At 66.3% G+C, this 13,846-nt stretch carries 15 protein-coding genes and 1 pseudogene; 7 read left to right on the forward strand and 9 right to left on the reverse strand.

Annotated elements, in window-relative coordinates; genetic code table 11:
• Positions 1-39 precede the first annotated feature (39 nt).
• The 5 genes from B1790_RS29065 to B1790_RS29085 all read right to left on the reverse strand — a co-directional run bounded on the left by B1790_RS29065 (position 40) and on the right by B1790_RS29085 (position 4,798).
• Positions 40-1,563 carry a CdaR family transcriptional regulator gene (locus B1790_RS29065; RefSeq protein ID WP_079926757.1) on the reverse strand — a complete coding sequence of 508 codons (1,524 nt, stop codon included), beginning with the start codon at positions 1,561-1,563 and terminating at the stop codon, positions 40-42.
• 102 nt (positions 1,564-1,665) lie between these two features.
• Positions 1,666-2,715: an alpha/beta fold hydrolase gene (locus tag B1790_RS29070; protein WP_079926758.1), complete on the reverse strand. Its 1,050-nt coding sequence runs from the start codon at positions 2,713-2,715 to the stop codon at positions 1,666-1,668.
• A 19-nt stretch (positions 2,716-2,734) separates the two neighbouring features.
• Entirely contained in the window at positions 2,735-3,979 is a 1,245-nt protein-coding gene (gene fmdA, locus B1790_RS29075; protein WP_079926759.1) for a formamidase, read from the reverse strand.
• Positions 3,980-4,028: 49 nt separating this feature from the next.
• A complete protein-coding gene (locus tag B1790_RS29080; RefSeq protein ID WP_079926760.1) occupies positions 4,029-4,268 on the reverse strand; it encodes a hypothetical protein in 240 nt (79 codons plus the stop codon).
• Positions 4,269-4,432: 164 nt separating this feature from the next.
• Positions 4,433-4,798 (reverse strand): MarR family winged helix-turn-helix transcriptional regulator, encoded by a 366-nt coding sequence (locus tag B1790_RS29085; RefSeq protein ID WP_079926761.1) that lies wholly within the window; start codon positions 4,796-4,798, stop codon positions 4,433-4,435.
• A 54-nt stretch (positions 4,799-4,852) separates the two neighbouring features.
• Between B1790_RS29085 and B1790_RS29090 the strand changes: the two genes are divergently transcribed.
• From B1790_RS29090 to B1790_RS29105, 4 genes are all read left to right on the forward strand, one after another.
• Positions 4,853-5,980: a substrate-binding domain-containing protein gene (locus tag B1790_RS29090; protein ID WP_079926762.1), complete on the forward strand. Its 1,128-nt coding sequence runs from the start codon at positions 4,853-4,855 to the stop codon at positions 5,978-5,980.
• Between the two features lie 72 nt (positions 5,981-6,052).
• On the forward strand, positions 6,053-6,349 hold the full coding sequence (locus B1790_RS29095; RefSeq protein WP_079926763.1) for a type VII secretion target: 297 nt from the start codon (positions 6,053-6,055) through the stop codon (positions 6,347-6,349).
• A 25-nt stretch (positions 6,350-6,374) separates the two neighbouring features.
• Positions 6,375-8,189 (forward strand): alpha/beta hydrolase, encoded by a 1,815-nt coding sequence (locus B1790_RS29100; protein WP_233165370.1) that lies wholly within the window; start codon positions 6,375-6,377, stop codon positions 8,187-8,189.
• A gap of 102 nt (positions 8,190-8,291) precedes the next feature.
• The gene (locus tag B1790_RS29105; RefSeq protein ID WP_142271560.1) at positions 8,292-8,747 is read left to right on the forward strand and encodes a hypothetical protein; all 456 of its coding nucleotides are present in this window, start codon (positions 8,292-8,294) and stop codon (positions 8,745-8,747) included.
• Positions 8,748-9,114: 367 nt separating this feature from the next.
• Here the strand turns inward: B1790_RS29105 and B1790_RS29110 are convergent, their stop codons facing one another.
• From B1790_RS29110 to B1790_RS29120, 3 genes are read right to left on the reverse strand one after another with little or no spacing between them, the layout of a single operon-like run.
• Entirely contained in the window at positions 9,115-10,128 is a 1,014-nt protein-coding gene (locus B1790_RS29110; protein ID WP_079926765.1) for a hypothetical protein, read from the reverse strand.
• 9 nt (positions 10,129-10,137) lie between these two features.
• The gene (locus B1790_RS29115) at positions 10,138-11,481 is read right to left on the reverse strand and encodes a peroxidase (RefSeq protein WP_079926766.1); all 1,344 of its coding nucleotides are present in this window, start codon (positions 11,479-11,481) and stop codon (positions 10,138-10,140) included.
• The gene (locus tag B1790_RS29120) at positions 11,478-12,038 is read right to left on the reverse strand and encodes a hypothetical protein (protein ID WP_079926767.1); all 561 of its coding nucleotides are present in this window, start codon (positions 12,036-12,038) and stop codon (positions 11,478-11,480) included. Before B1790_RS29120 ends, B1790_RS29115 begins: the two co-directional genes overlap by 4 nt.
• 524 nt (positions 12,039-12,562) lie before the next feature.
• On the opposite strand from B1790_RS29120, the gene B1790_RS29130 reads away from it, so the two are divergent.
• The gene (locus B1790_RS29130) at positions 12,563-12,907 is read left to right on the forward strand and encodes a heme-binding protein (protein WP_079926769.1); all 345 of its coding nucleotides are present in this window, start codon (positions 12,563-12,565) and stop codon (positions 12,905-12,907) included.
• A gap of 70 nt (positions 12,908-12,977) precedes the next feature.
• Here the strand turns inward: B1790_RS29130 and B1790_RS29135 are convergent, their stop codons facing one another.
• Positions 12,978-13,253 carry a hypothetical protein gene (locus tag B1790_RS29135; protein WP_079926770.1) on the reverse strand — a complete coding sequence of 92 codons (276 nt, stop codon included), beginning with the start codon at positions 13,251-13,253 and terminating at the stop codon, positions 12,978-12,980.
• Positions 13,254-13,395: 142 nt separating this feature from the next.
• Between B1790_RS29135 and B1790_RS29140 the strand changes: the two are divergent.
• Together B1790_RS29140 and B1790_RS29145 are read left to right on the forward strand one after the other, a co-directional pair.
• A pseudogene (locus tag B1790_RS29140) lies at positions 13,396-13,524 on the forward strand (STAS/SEC14 domain-containing protein); the annotation flags it as partial.
• 146 nt (positions 13,525-13,670) lie between these two features.
• The coding region (locus tag B1790_RS29145; protein WP_142271561.1) for a cytochrome ubiquinol oxidase subunit I at positions 13,671-13,846 on the forward strand (176 nt) is incomplete at its 3' end.

A 13,846-nucleotide genomic window follows, 5' to 3' on the forward strand; every position in this document is an offset into this window, starting at 1 on the left:
GCACAGTTGTCGGATCTCGACAACGGCTGTTTCGTACAGTCAGGTGCCGTCGACGGCGGCGAGTTCGACCATCATGGCCAGCCGCTTGCGGGCGTCGGTCAGGGGGAGATCGGTGACCTCACCCATCTTGCGCAGGCGGTATCGCACGGTGTTCTCGTGGACGCCGAGCCGAAGACCCGCCGCCGCGGGATCCCCGAGCGCCTCGAGCCACGCCCTCAGCGTCGACGCGTACTCCGTTGCGTGGACCCGATCGTGTCGTCGCAGCTCGGCGATCGGCCCCCGGTCGGGGGTCCGGCCGGACCGAGCTGCGGTACGGAGCCGCTGCAGCAATATCTCGTCCCAGGATTCGTCGTAGGCCGGAGGCTCGGAATCGGCGGGCTTGCTCACGTGAAGGGCCAGACATTCGTCGGCCTCCTGGCGGGCCGCCGGAAGGTCGGTCGCGGTCGCCGACTTGCTGATGCCTGCAGTCACCGTCGTCCGGTCGGGCAGAGCCGCGCGAAGACCGGCAACCCACGCGCGCGCCGCGGTCGCCGGCTCACCGGGCAGCAGGGTGTAGACGGTGTTGCCTGCCAGCGCGCTCCGTCCTGGGCGCGACCAGCCGAACCCGGCGGTCGCACGCTCGAATGCCAAGAGCAGAGCCGCATCCCGCTCCGCGTCGATAGACGCCTGCACGGCGATAACCCGCATCGGTCCCCGCGGCACCCCGAGCCTGCTGGCCGACGCGGCGGCGTCGGCGCTGCCGTCCAACAATCGGATCACCAGGTCGGACTCCACCTGACGCTCGAGGTCGGCGCTGGCGCGTGACCTCAGCAGGTGCAATGCCACGGTGCGGGCGCCGTCAGCCAGCGCGGTGCGTTCGGGGTCGACCAACGGTTCGCGGCACGAGACCCATACCGACCCCATCAGTTCTCGTCCGGACCGCACCGCGACCACCATGCGGCCGGACAACCCGTGGTCGTCGTCGGGGCCGACGAAGAGGGGGTCGTCGGAGGCCGCGAGGTGCGCGAATACCCCACGTGCCGAGAAGAATTCGTGCAACCGCTCCGACGCCTGCCGACCCATGATCGTCGCGACCCGGGCGGGGTCGGCGCCGTCCTGCCTGCTGGAGTAGGCGAGCACCCGCGCCAACGCGTCCTCGATGGTGACCGCACCGCCCGTCGATTCGGCGAGACTGTCGGCCAGCGCGAACAAATCGGTGGGGCCACGGCCTGATTCGGTCTCACGTCCTTCCAACACCAGCCCGTAGACCACCGCCGCGAGCTCACTCCACCGCACTGCAGGCTCGACGACCAACACCGCGACTCCCGCCGCCTCCGCCGAGGATGCAGTGTCGCCGTCGTCCCGAACGAGCACCGCCGTCGCGCGCGCCGAGACCGCCCATCGCACCGCCTCGTCGACTGAGCGCGCCTCGACGGCCAACAGCACGTCGCCCGTCACCGGTCCCCCGACGGCAACCTCGTGCAGCACCACGCTGCCCAATTCGGCGGAGCGCGGCATCGGGCAGACGCGCAACTGGACGCCGTAGCCGCCCAACACGTTGACCAGCCTGTCCAGCGTGATCACGCACGCCTCCCATCCGGTGCGGTACTGGAACCACCCGACGGCCAGTCAATAGTTCGCGGCGCAGGAACTCAAGGCGCCCGACGGTGTCACCCCGCCGGATGATCAGTTCTGCGGCGAATAACCCGGTCTGGCCAGCAGGTCCCGGATGCCGGCGTCGATGAACGCGGTGTCCACCGGGTTGGGCCCTCCCCCGGCGAAGTGACCCCAGATACCGGGAATGACGCGTACCTCGCCGTTGGCGATGAATTGCGTCGCCCAGTGCTCGTCCTCGGGAGGGAAGTAGAGATCCTTTTCCGCTGGCATCGCCAGAAGCGGACAGCGGATCGAGGCGAGCGCCTTCTCGACGTCACCGCCGAATCCTGGTGTGTTGCCCACGTTTCCGCTATGCCAGGTCCTGAGCATGGTGATCAGGTTGTTGGGATCGCGCCCGTCACGGAAGAAGTTCTCCCAGAAGCCGTACAGGAAGTCGTCGAACGAGGTGAACCCCATCTCGCGCCACGCCTCCTCCCAGTAGAACGCCTGCGAGAAACCCCAGCCCGAGTACACCCGGGCAAAGGCCCGTAATCCCTTGACGGGTAATGCATCCGGGGAGTAGTCGCCATCGGCCCACACCGCGTCGGCGGTGAGCGCGGCGATCAACGACTCGAGGAAGACCTTGTTGTGCGGCGCGGTCTTGCTCGACCCGCAGAACGGTGCGGCACGTTGCACCATCTCCGGATGGCTCACGGCCCACTGATAGGTCTGGCCGGCACCCATCGACCATCCGGTCACGAGCGCGATCGTCGACGCCCCGAACTTCTCGGTGACCAGTTTGTGTTGCGCCTCCACCTGGTCGTAGAACGTCACGGCGGGAAAGCGGGCCCGATCGTAGGGGGACGGGGTGTTGGACGGCGACGAGGAGAGTCCGTTGCCGAGCATGTTGGGCACGACGATGAACCACTCGTCGGGGTTGAGCGCCTTGTCGGTGCCGATCAACCATTCGTTGTCGGTGTGCCACCCCGAGTACCACGTGGGGTAGACGATGACGTTGGTCTTGTCGGCGTTGAGCGTGCCGTAGGTCTTGTAGGCGAGCGTCGCGCCTCGCAGCGTGGCGCCGCTCTGGAGCGTGAAGTCGCCGAGTTCGAAGTGCTCGGCATCGGTGGGAGCAGGCATGACGGATCCCCTTTGACTCTTAGGTGCTGACCGCGCACTGTCCGCGGTCGACGCGTTGCGGACCCTGCGCCGACGGTCGCACGTCGACGTCGAAGATCGCCGTCGGAATGTAAAGCGTGGCACAGGAATTCGGGACGTCCACGACGCCGGACAGGCGGCCTTCGACCGGCGCGGCGCCAAGCATCAGGTACACCTGCTCGCGTGTCCAGCCGAACTTCGAGAGGTACTCGATGGCGTTCAGACAGGCGTTTTGGTAGGCCAGCGTGCTGTCCAGGAAGTGTTGCGTGCCGTTGCGGTCGACGGAGAACCCGACGAAGGTGAGGAATTCGGAGTATCGCGGTTCGACGTTGCCTGGCATGAAGATCGGGTTCGTGGTGACGCCGTAGGTCTCCATTCCGCCCTTGATGATCTCGACTCGGAGGTCGATGAATCCACCCATTTCGATGGCGCCACAGAAGGTGATCTCGCCGTCGCCCTGGGAGAAGTGCAGGTCACCCAGCGACAGGTTGGCCCCGTCGACGAACACCGGGTAGAAGATCCGGCTCCCCTTGGAGAGGTTCTTGATGTCCTGGTTGCCGCCGTTCTCCCGCGGGGGCGCGGTTCTGGCTGCCTCGGCGGCGACGCGTTCGTAGTCCGCGCCGGTGAGGCTGCCGAGAACTGCGTTGGACGGCAGCGGCGGCAACGCCAGTGGCGGAACGCGTTCGGGGTCCGTCGCGATGAGTGCGCCTTCTCGGGCGTTCCAGTTGGCGAGCAGGTCCGCGCTCGGCGCGGTTCCCATCAACCCCGGATGGATGAGCCCGGTGAATTCGACGCCGGGGATGTGCCGGCTGGTCGCCTTCTGCCCGGTGAAGTCCCACACGGCCTTGTAGGCCTCCGGGAACCAGTCGGTCAGAAAGCCGCCACCGTTGCTCTTGGCGAAGAGTCCCGTGTAGCCCCAGCCCTGGCCGGCGACCGGACCGCTCTCCTGAGGGACGGGGCCGACGTCCAGGATGTCGACGACCAGGAGGTCGCCCGGCTGGGCGCCTTCAATGGCGAAGGGTCCGGAGAGTTGGTGCACCATCGACAAGTCGCAATCGCGGATGTCGTTCGCGTCGTCGGAGTTGACGATGGTTCCGTCGAACCACTCCTTCGATTCGACACGAAACGTGTCGCCCGGCTTGACGGTGGCGACTGCGGGAATGTCTGGGTGCCAACGGTTGTGGCCGACAAGCTCCTGCTCGCGGAACGGCTTGCTTTGATCGACGGGAAATATGACGTCGGGCACGGCGGTCTCCTCAATCAACCTGATGGACGGGCGGAACTCTTGCGCTTAGCTAGGGGCGCGGCAGACGCGACGTCGGCGAGGCGGTGCCGCGGGTGGATCGGTACGTCTGGTCGTTGGTCGTCCTGGTGACCACCCCTGGCGAGGATTGCGACCTTTCGTGCATGTCGAGTGCCTTCACGCCGGGGGCGTGTCGGCTCGTCAGCGCCGGTGACGAGAACACCCGCCGGGCCGGACCGCCACACGAATCGCACTCCACACTGGTGGGAGCGGTGCCAATCGGAAACGACACCTCTACGAAACCATCTGTAAGACAACGATATTGGTAACCAGCCATGGCGCGCCTCCCGCTGACCGACGGCATTGATCCCAAATGGGATCAATATGGCTGAACCTACACTCCCACCGGGGAACGTCAAGCGCAAGCGCAAGATCTGCGCCCGTTCGCAGGGAGCTCTACGGTAGAGAGGTCTCCGTCAGGTGAGACGAACAGATCTGCGCGATCGTCGGTTCGACGTCTCGGAGGAGCCCTTGGCCATGGGAGGACAGTCGCAACGTCGTCCTGCGACGATCGTGCGGGGCCAGCGTCCGGAAGACGGCGCCAATGTCGACGAGAGAATCGACGATGCGGGTCGCCGAGGTCGACGGGACGACCAACGCGTCGATCACGTCGGACATCGAGCAGCCCGGATTGGATTCGATGTGGGCCAGCGCGCGCCAGCGATCCACCGTGAGATCGGTACTCGACAGCGCGGTTTCGAGACGTGCGGCCACGACGGCCGCCCGCCTGAGCAGTTCGAGAGTATCCGCGACAGCTTCCATGACCTGCCTTCTGCAAACGACTCCACCCGCGGTCAGACCGCACCCGGAGCCAGCATGCCAGATGGCGCGCCCGTTCTCGAACATCGAGCCTCGTGCCCCAACGATTTTCGGGTCGCCCTGGTGTTGCCCCGGCGGGGTCCCGCGGGGATGTTCGGTCTCGAGTGTCACGCCGCAGCGGAGCTGGCAGCCGCCGAGATCGACGCAGCGGGCGGCGTCGCAGGCCGCTCCGTGGAGTTCGTGCACGTCGACGGCAGCGGCGACCCGGCGGCCGTGGCCGCCACGATCGGGGCACTCCTGGAGTCGGGCTCGATCGATGCCGTCACGGGGTGGCACCTGTCGAACGCGCGCCAGGCCATCGCGAAGGTCGTCGGCGGCCACGTGCCCTACGTCTACGCCGCGGCTTACGAGGGCGGCGAGCGTAGCGACGGCGTGCTGTGCAGCGGAGAGGTTCCCGGCGATCAGATCGTGGCCTCACTGCACTGGTTGCGCACCGAGGAGCGGCTGAGTCAGTGGTTCATCGTCGGCAACGACTACGTGTGGCCCCGCGGAACGGCCGCCGCGACGCGAGTCGGGTTGCGCGACACCGGAATCGAGATATTCGGCGAGAGATTTCTGCCGCTCGGCACCCACGACCCGGCGTGCTGGGATCGCGTCCTGAACGAGATCGTGCGCAGCGGCGCGCAGGGCGTGATCTCACTGCTGGTGGGATCGGATGCGGTGCGCTTCAACCGAGCCTTCGGGGACAAGGGACTGGACGCGGCGATCACCCGCTTCAGCCCGTTCACCGACGAGACCGTGATCCTTGCCAGTGGCGCAGAAGCGACCGCGAACCTGTTCGTCTCCGCGGGGTGGTTCGCCGGGCTGGACTCGGCGTCGGCCGTCGAATTCACCGCCGGCTTTGGTCGCGCGTTCGATCTGGTGAACGGGATCAGCCCGGCCGACGAGTCGGCCGCCCCACCCCCGGGCACCATGGCCGAGACGACTTACTCCGGGGTTCACCTGCTCGCGGGGATCGCAGGCACGTCGGTGCCGACTGTCGAGGATGCGCGACGCGCCTTCGGCAAGTGGGGATGGGACTCACCGCACGGGCCGGTCGACCTGCACCGCGGGTCCGCGCGACATCCCGTACACATGGCGAAGGCGCGCGGTGTCGAACTCGACGTCGTCGCACGCGTTCGCTGACCGATCTTCGCCAACACCAGTCAGAGAGTTTTGGTGCACGAGCACCATCGCCGGCGGACTTAGGATCTCAACGTGGGAGGAGTCTTTCGAGTCGATCCGGCCCGGCTTCGAACCGCCGCCGCGGCACAGAGCGACGTCGGAGCCTACGTGTCGGGCATGGCCACCGGGCCGTCGATGGTCAACGCAGGCACCGGCATGTCGGGACTGCTCGTCGAGCAGGCATGCCAACTCGCCGGAACGATGTTCGACGCCGCCGCCACGGCCGTCCACGACGAACTCGCCGCCCACGCGATGAATCTCTCGGCTGCCGCTGACAGGTACCACCAAACCGACGGCGACCTCGGCCGTCGGCTAGGCACGATCGCATAGTGATCACGGCCGGGGGACCGCCGCCGTGACCGTGACGATTCCACAGGTCGAGGCGTCCCGGCCGGAGATGTTGACCCAATCGGCCGCGCAATTGAGCGAGAAGGCCTCCGGCCTCGCGTCGAAGATCGCCACCCAGCGCGCGACGCTGACCGAGCTCAAGGCCGGTTGGCAGGGCTCCGCCGCGGATGCCGCCGTCGCCAAGGCCCAACCCACTCTCCGGCAGATGCGGCAGATCCACGACGCGCTCAACGCGGTGCAGACCGTGCTGACCGAGGGCGGGTCCGCGCTCATCCTGACTCGGACGACGCTCCTGCAGACCGTCGCCCAGCTGTCCGGTCAGGGATGGCAGGTCGCGCCAGACGGGGCGGTCTCGGTTCGGCCGGGCAGTCCCCTCGACCAGTACGCCAAGGTCAGCCCTTCCAACGCCATGAAGCTGCGACAGTTGGCGGCCGCGAACACGGTGAACGTCAAGGCCCTGCTGGCGGGCTTCGACGCCACCGACCGAGCGGTCAGCCAGAAACTCCGCACCGCCGTCGGCGGGCTCGACGGAACACCAGCCCAGCTCGGCAGCGGCGATGCGTCGCAGGCACCGCCGTATGACACCGGCGCGCAGATCCCCGTCGGCAAGAGCCCGGAGGAGGTCAACACCTGGTGGAAGTCGCTCGGCGACGACCAACGCACGAGACTGCTACAGACCTGGCCGGAGAAGTTGGGCAATCTCAACGGCATACCCGTGGCCGACCGCAGCATCGCGAACAAGGCCATCCTGCAACGGGATCTCGATCGCCCGGCCGACGTGGCCAGGTCCCGAGGGGTGACGAAGGAGGAGGTCCTGGCTCACCCCGAGAAGTACGGCATGGCCGGGCCGATGATGGACCGCTACGAGAACGCCGTCAAGGTCCAAGATGCGTTGGACAAGGACGCCGCGGACGCCAAGAACGCCTACGGCAAGAGGCCCGACATCTTGCTGATGAAGTACGACCCCGAGGCGTTCGGCGGCGACGGAGCCGCCGCGATCGCCATCGGCGACCCCGACGAGGCCGCGAACACGACGGTGATGGTGTCGGGCCTGACGACGTCGGTGTCGGCGGGAACGTTGTCCGACGGCAGTGGGGTCAACGTCTACAACGAGGCGAACAAAGCGGACTGGGACGACTCCACCGCCGTCGTGCAGTGGATGGGCTACGACGCACCGGACGATCTGGCGGTCGCGGAGCCCAACATGGCGCGCAGCGGTGCCCAACTCCTCGCCCCCGACGTCAACGCACTCGGCGTCACCCATGACGAGAGCCCATCGCATACGACCGTCATCGGTCATTCCTACGGGTCGACGACAGTCGCGGACGCCGCGGCCGGTTACGGCATGCGCGCCGACGACGTCGTCCTGGTCGGCTGCCCGGGAACGGACTTGGCCACATCGGCCGCCGACTTCCACCTCCCGCCCGACGGGCACCTGTACGTGGGTTCGGCGTCGACCGACTTCGTAACCAACCTCGGGCGCGAACACCTCGACGTCCCCGGCGTCGGACTGGGTGCCGACCCCGCCATGAACGGGTTCGGTTCCACCCGTTTCCATGCCGAGGTGGCGGACTTCAGTCCCAACCCGATCGACGAGCACACCTCCTACTTCAAGGACGGCTCGGAGTCGTTGTTCAGCGTCGCCGACATCGTCTCCGGGCACGGGGACGCGCTCGAGCATGACGGCATGACGGCCGACCACCGCGTGAAGACTCTCGGATTCCCCTTCCCCATACCGGGATTGCCGCCGTCGATCGTGATCGACCCGGAGTTGGTACACACCTCCGACAACGACAACCATCACACCGGGCCGGGCGGCTGACCATGAAGACCAAACGAACAGGGGTACTGACCGTTGAGGCTCGTACATCTACCCATCGCGGCGGCTCTCGCGCTGCTCTCCGTTACGGGATGCGCTGACACCGTGTCGAATCCACTTTCTCCGCAAGACGCGCGTCGTCAGGTGGTCGACGTGTCCCGCCAGGTGGTGTCCGATCTCGGCGGGGAGGTGGCCGAGGCGACGTTCGGGTACAAGTCCTGCAACGACCAAGGTGAACCACCCTTCCGAGGTCACGGCTACCTGTTGCTCTGGATGCCGGGAGCCGACCGGTCTCGCGAGGTGTCCCCCGACTCGGTGATGGAACGCTTGCGGCAGCACGGCTGGCAGACCAATGCCGACTTCAAGTCCCATGGCACCGCGTTCACGCGCGACGGGGTGGACGTGAACGTGTGGGTGATGCCGCCACCGAAGCCCGACGACCCGCCCATCGCGCATCTGAGCATCGACGTCCTCGGCGAGTGCCGTGACACCTTCGACCATCGAACCGACCACACCGACAGGCTGTCCCAGGACATTCGAAGGGACGTCACCTCCGGGTGACGGCGGTCGTGTCCGTCCTCCCCCGATCGGCGGACACCCGAATCCCCCTCCCTCTCCACCAGTCAGCGGACAGACTCCGGGTCGTCGACGCGACATAGTCGCTTCAGCGGCGGATCGCAGCAAAGGATCACTCACACAAAGGGTTTGACGACGATGACGAACGACGAATTCGAACACCGCACCGAGGCCGACCGCCATGCGGCACTGTTGTGGGCAACGAAGGCCGCCGTCGCCGCGTTCGTCGACGACCGCCCGCCGCCGTACGACGATTGAGGCCTGCCGCCCTCCTGGCTGATGCCGCCGCCGGAGGACGAGTCGGCCCGACACGTCGTCGAGATGCTGGCCGCGGCGATCGGGCGCTGAGCAACTACTTCATCGTCACCAGGTTGCGCCACAGGTTGCGAAGGCTGTCAGTTCCACCGAACAGGGTGGTGAAGTGCGTCGAGTCGACGAGGACGATGTCCCCGGCGCGCCGATCCGCCGGCGGCATCCAGATCAACGCGTTGAACTCCGTCGTGCCGTCGCTGGTGAAGGGATGTGGACGGTTGAGGTCGACTCGCTGGCGACCGAGCACCCGCACCGCGTCGCTCTCCGGGGCCGTGAGCTCGTAGTGCGGGAGGTGCGGGTGGAAGTTCAACGTGGACACATCGGTCAGTAGCCGCGGGGTGTCCAAGTCGCGGATGGCCGTCAGACGTGCGATCTCGTTGGTGCCGTCGACGACTGCCGGCCGCAGCCCCCAGACGTTGCGCACCGGGACGTCGAGCGCGTTCATCAACGAACGGGTGTACTGACCAAACCGCTGTTGGCGTGGCACCAGGCGGTCACCGTGGTGTTCGTACTCCACCTGCCGTTGGCCGTAGTCGTCGGTGAAGCCGACGTCGTGATGCGGCGCCAACAGTAGGCACGTGCCGTCGCGCTCGAGCCACTCGGCGATCGCGGCGACCTCTTCCGGCGCGGCCTCCTGCTGGGACAAGAGGTGGTCGAGGCCGAAGATCATCAACGTGTCGGTGTCGGCCAGGACGCGTTCGTCGATCGGCAGTTTGAAGCCGGCCTGGTCGATTCGCTGGAAGACCGCCACCGGATGACCGGTTGCCTCCTCCGCCAGCGCTTGGAAGTCCAAGGTGGATCGATGGAACAACTCCAGTGTCCCCGCGATGCCCTGGAGAAAGTTCGTGGCGTCGTATTCGGGTGTCTCGTACGCCGGCCACGCGACGTTGCGCACCTCGGTGATGGTCGAGAATCGATTCTCCATCGCAGCCGGATCTCGTTGCGCTTCCCAGGGATAGGCCCAACTCCAGTAGATGCTGACGCGCCGCCCGCCGGTATGGGGCCTGGCGACGTGGTTCTGGTTGTAGGTGCGCGCCCGCGGCATCGTGGTCATGGTGGTCCTTCAGTCGCCCAGCGTCGCGAGGTAACGCATCGCCTTCAGCCCTGGCAGGAAGAAGTAGGCACCGCCCTTCAGCGTCGTGAAGGCCGGGATTCCGCGGTGCACCTTGCGGATCGGCCGGTTGGGGACGGTGAAGTCCATCGTCCCGTCCTGCACACCGCCGATCGGGTCGTGTTCGTTGCCAAGTTCGTGGAACGACTCGTCGTTGATCCACACGTTCTGAGCGAACTCGAACTGCCGCACCAGGTTCGCGCAGATGATGAACGCCGCGATGCCGCGATCGATTCCGTCGTCGGGTGCACCCTCTGGCAGCGCGGGTCCGTACGTCGCACCGCGCCGGATCATCCGCCTGCGGTTCATGTAGTGCGCGGTGTCCCGCGGATTCAGCCGGCGGGCATGCGAGCCGAGTGGACACGCATAGCCGAACGGATCCATCTCCTTGTAGTTGAAGTCGTTGTTGCGCATGGGGTCCGCACCGAGTTCGGGATCGTCCTCCTTGGGCGCCAACACCAACGGCGCCCCGCTCCGCCAGCGGCCCATGAACTTTGCAGCGAGCAGGTCCGCTTCCTCCGTCGTGTCGGAATGTTCACGGAGATACTCGCGAAAGACGGCAACGTGTTCCTCCAGGCGCCGATACGCCATGTAACTACCGTTGCGAGACAGGATCTCTGGCTCAGGAAGATTTGCGACGGGCCCGTCCTCGTCGGGATAGCCGAGAATGAACTCCCCGGGTTCGAGCGCTTCTCCGGACCCGGGGGTCGGCTCCTCCCCGGAACCCTTCATCACCGGCTGCGACAACCGGTCACGAAATCCGAAGTGGTCGTGGGCGTAGTTGAACGGTGGCGTCGCGTTGAGATCGAGATACGAAAGACTGCGGACACCGTCGGTTCTCGACAGCAGCCCGTCGTGCTCCTCGATCGAACGACGGCACTGTTCGTCGTTGCGGGAGAACAAGATCGCGATGGCGTGCACATCGTCTCCGGCCAGGCCGCCGACCCAACGCCCGGGGTCATTGGCACCCGTGTCCCCCAGAATGCTCGCCCGCGACGGCATGCCTTCCCGGAACTCGTCGGGAAAGGTCGCCAACGAATCCTCGGGCAGCCCCAGCGCGCGCAGGCCGTTCCACGTGAATGCCAGTGTCACCCAACGGTCGGAGCGTTCCATCTCGTCGACTGCGTCGGCCGCGGACTGGGTCTTGTCCGACAACTCCGAGAGCCACGCCCGACCGCCGGCGGCGGTGTCGAACGTCAGGAACTCGTAGCGTCCCGTGATGGCTGGTGTTCGCGTCAACAGAATGTGCTGGATGTCGTCGAGCTCGAGCGTCGACGTCGGTGAAGAACCGCTCATTGCATTTGGTCGAGCATGGTCGAGAAGGCCGCTTTCAGTCGTAACGCCTTCTTGATCTCGTCGGCCGTCACATACGGGTACTCGCCGTACTCCAGGAAACTCGGCACCTGATGCTCTCGGACGAAGTTGATGAACGCCTCCGGGTTCTCCTTCCAATCCTCGGGAAAGCCAACGAGATTGGTGAACACCGTCGTGATGCCGGTCGCACTGAAGAGCTGCACCGCGTCTTCGGTGTACTTGTCGAAGTCGGTGTCGAAGATGCCTTGATACTGGAAGTGCAGTCCGGATCCGACGTCGAAGAGCACCCACCGCAGATAGTGCAGGTGCAACGGCGCCAACGCCTCCGGGCTCGCCGCGATGGTTTCCTCGATGGTCTTTCCGTAGGCTCGCACCGCCTCCTCGCGGCCCTCCTTCACCTTCGCGATGATGGAGAATCCGTGGCAAGCAGGAGTCCGCGGAAACACCGGGCCGTACCGTCCCCGTTCAAGGTCGAAGTAGCCCTCTTTCGGGATCGCCATCGCCGCCGGTGTCGTCCAGTCCCGGTCACCGTCAGCCATGTCGTCCCCCGTTCGGCTCCACCCAGGCGGACGGTACACCCGCCGCCAGGGCATTCGTTCGAACTTCGACAATTTGACGATCAGGAAAGCAAATCGCGGTCCAAGTCCTTGACCAGCATTTACGCTACGCATTACCGCTCCGGTGCGGTTCGTGACGGGGCCGTGTAGTCAGGGGATGCACGATGCGACTAAGACAGTGCTGCACGAGCGTGGGTCTCGCCCTCACCTTCCTGTCCGTGGGAATAACTGCCTCGTCGCCCGCATCGGCGGATTGCACCAATGCGGGAGCCGCGACCGTGTGCGCCCAGGGTTCGGTCCGCGGCGGTGGACCCGACGCCCCGATCGCGGGGCCAAGCTACCCCTCGTACTGCGCGGACCCTTGGTATTGCGACGACGGCTGGGACGTGGACGTCATCTGGGACCCCGGACGGCCCGGCCGACCCGGTGGCGGAGGCGGCATCGGTCCACGTCGCTGAGCACCGCCCCCCACGTCCTGCCAACCGTTCGATGAAGGAGCCGAAAAGATGTTCTTCCGCAACATTATTGGCGTCGGCATGATCGCCGGCGCGATGCTGGTGGGTACCGCCGCGACTGCCACCGCCGATCCGCCGAACTGCACCGCCGCGGACCTGGCCGGGGTCATGTCCGGGGTGAACGCGGGCACGTCGAGCTACCTGTTCACCCACCCCGACGTGAACGCGTTCTTCACCGGCCTCAAGGGCAAGTCGAGGGACGAGATGCGCACGGAGATCGAGGCGTACGGGGAGGCAAATCCACAGGTGCGCGACGAACTTCGGGCCGTGAGGCAGGCCGCCGCCGACTTCCGCGACCGCTGCGACGCACCCGTCCCCGACGGGCCCATGGGCTGACGGGCTGACGGGCTGACGGGCGGCAGCTTCGTCACGGGCAGTGGGCCGGGTTACCGGGTAGCTGACTTGGTCAATCTCGCCTGAGGAGTGCGTAGGCCCTGGCCTTGAGCGTGTCGCGGTCGTCGAACATCGCTCGGCCCTCTCGGATCCAGTCGCCGCGCCCGTCGTGAGACTTGGGCTTCCACCGGCCGTTCCATTCGGCCAACTGTATTTCCCAACAGGCGAACTCGACCACTAGCGCGGCGAGCCCCCGGTCGGCGAGCACCGCTCGATCCGACACCGAGGCAAGCATCGTGGCCAGGTCGACGAAGGCAGGCACTACGTCGCCGCCGTTGCGTGCCGTCATCGCCCGAAACCAGCCTTCCGATCGCCCGCGGTGCAGCGGGATGGCACCTGCACCTGCTGACCATCACACGGCGACGGACCGAACGCTACGGCCGAAAGTCCTCTTCACGATGGCGTCCAGCGCGGAGATCCCCGACCTGGGGCTCGCCGTCGTCACCGACAAGGAGTGGTTCGTCCATACGCTGCACGCGTTGATGGTGCCCGGCGAGCTCCGCCAATTTGGCCGTGCCGAATTCGAGGACGCCAAACAGCCGGCGGCCGGATCTGCCTAGCGGGCCCTTGGTGTGGTCGACGCCACCCCAAATCATCCGGCGCGAGGACTTTCGCCTCTGTCGCGGCGTGCGCCGGATACGGATAGTTCACCACGGGCCGCGCCACGTCGTTGCGCGGTCCTTCATCGTGCAGGAAGGGGTCAACGATGGACGCGCTCGACGTCTCCCGGTGGCAGTTCGGCATCACCACCGTCTACCACTTCCTCTTGGTACCGCTGACGATCGGCTTGGCGCCGATCATCGCGGCGATGCAGACCGCGTGGGTGGTCACCGGAAACCCCGCCTGGTACCGACTGACCCGCTTCTTCGGCAAGCTGTTCCT

Source organism: Mycobacterium sp. AT1 (assembly GCF_002043095.1).
In the GTDB taxonomy this organism is placed as follows: domain Bacteria; phylum Actinomycetota; class Actinomycetes; order Mycobacteriales; family Mycobacteriaceae; genus Mycobacterium.

Coding starts and splice junctions, on each gene's coding strand:
- B1790_RS29070 (WP_079926758.1), bottom strand. CDS start 2,715: ATGCCTGCTCCCACCGATGCCGAGCACTTCGAACTCGGCGACTTCACG.
- B1790_RS29120 (WP_079926767.1), bottom strand. CDS start 12,038: ATGGCTGACGGTGACCGGGACTGGACGACACCGGCGGCGATGGCGATC.
- B1790_RS29085 (WP_079926761.1), bottom strand. CDS start 4,798: ATGGAAGCTGTCGCGGATACTCTCGAACTGCTCAGGCGGGCGGCCGTC.
- B1790_RS29110 (WP_079926765.1), bottom strand. CDS start 10,128: ATGACCACGATGCCGCGGGCGCGCACCTACAACCAGAACCACGTCGCC.
- B1790_RS29115 (WP_079926766.1), bottom strand. CDS start 11,481: ATGAGCGGTTCTTCACCGACGTCGACGCTCGAGCTCGACGACATCCAG.
- B1790_RS29135 (WP_079926770.1), bottom strand. CDS start 13,253: ATGACGGCACGCAACGGCGGCGACGTAGTGCCTGCCTTCGTCGACCTG.
- B1790_RS29090 (WP_079926762.1), top strand. CDS start 4,853: ATGCCAGATGGCGCGCCCGTTCTCGAACATCGAGCCTCGTGCCCCAAC.
- B1790_RS29130 (WP_079926769.1), top strand. CDS start 12,563: ATGTTCTTCCGCAACATTATTGGCGTCGGCATGATCGCCGGCGCGATG.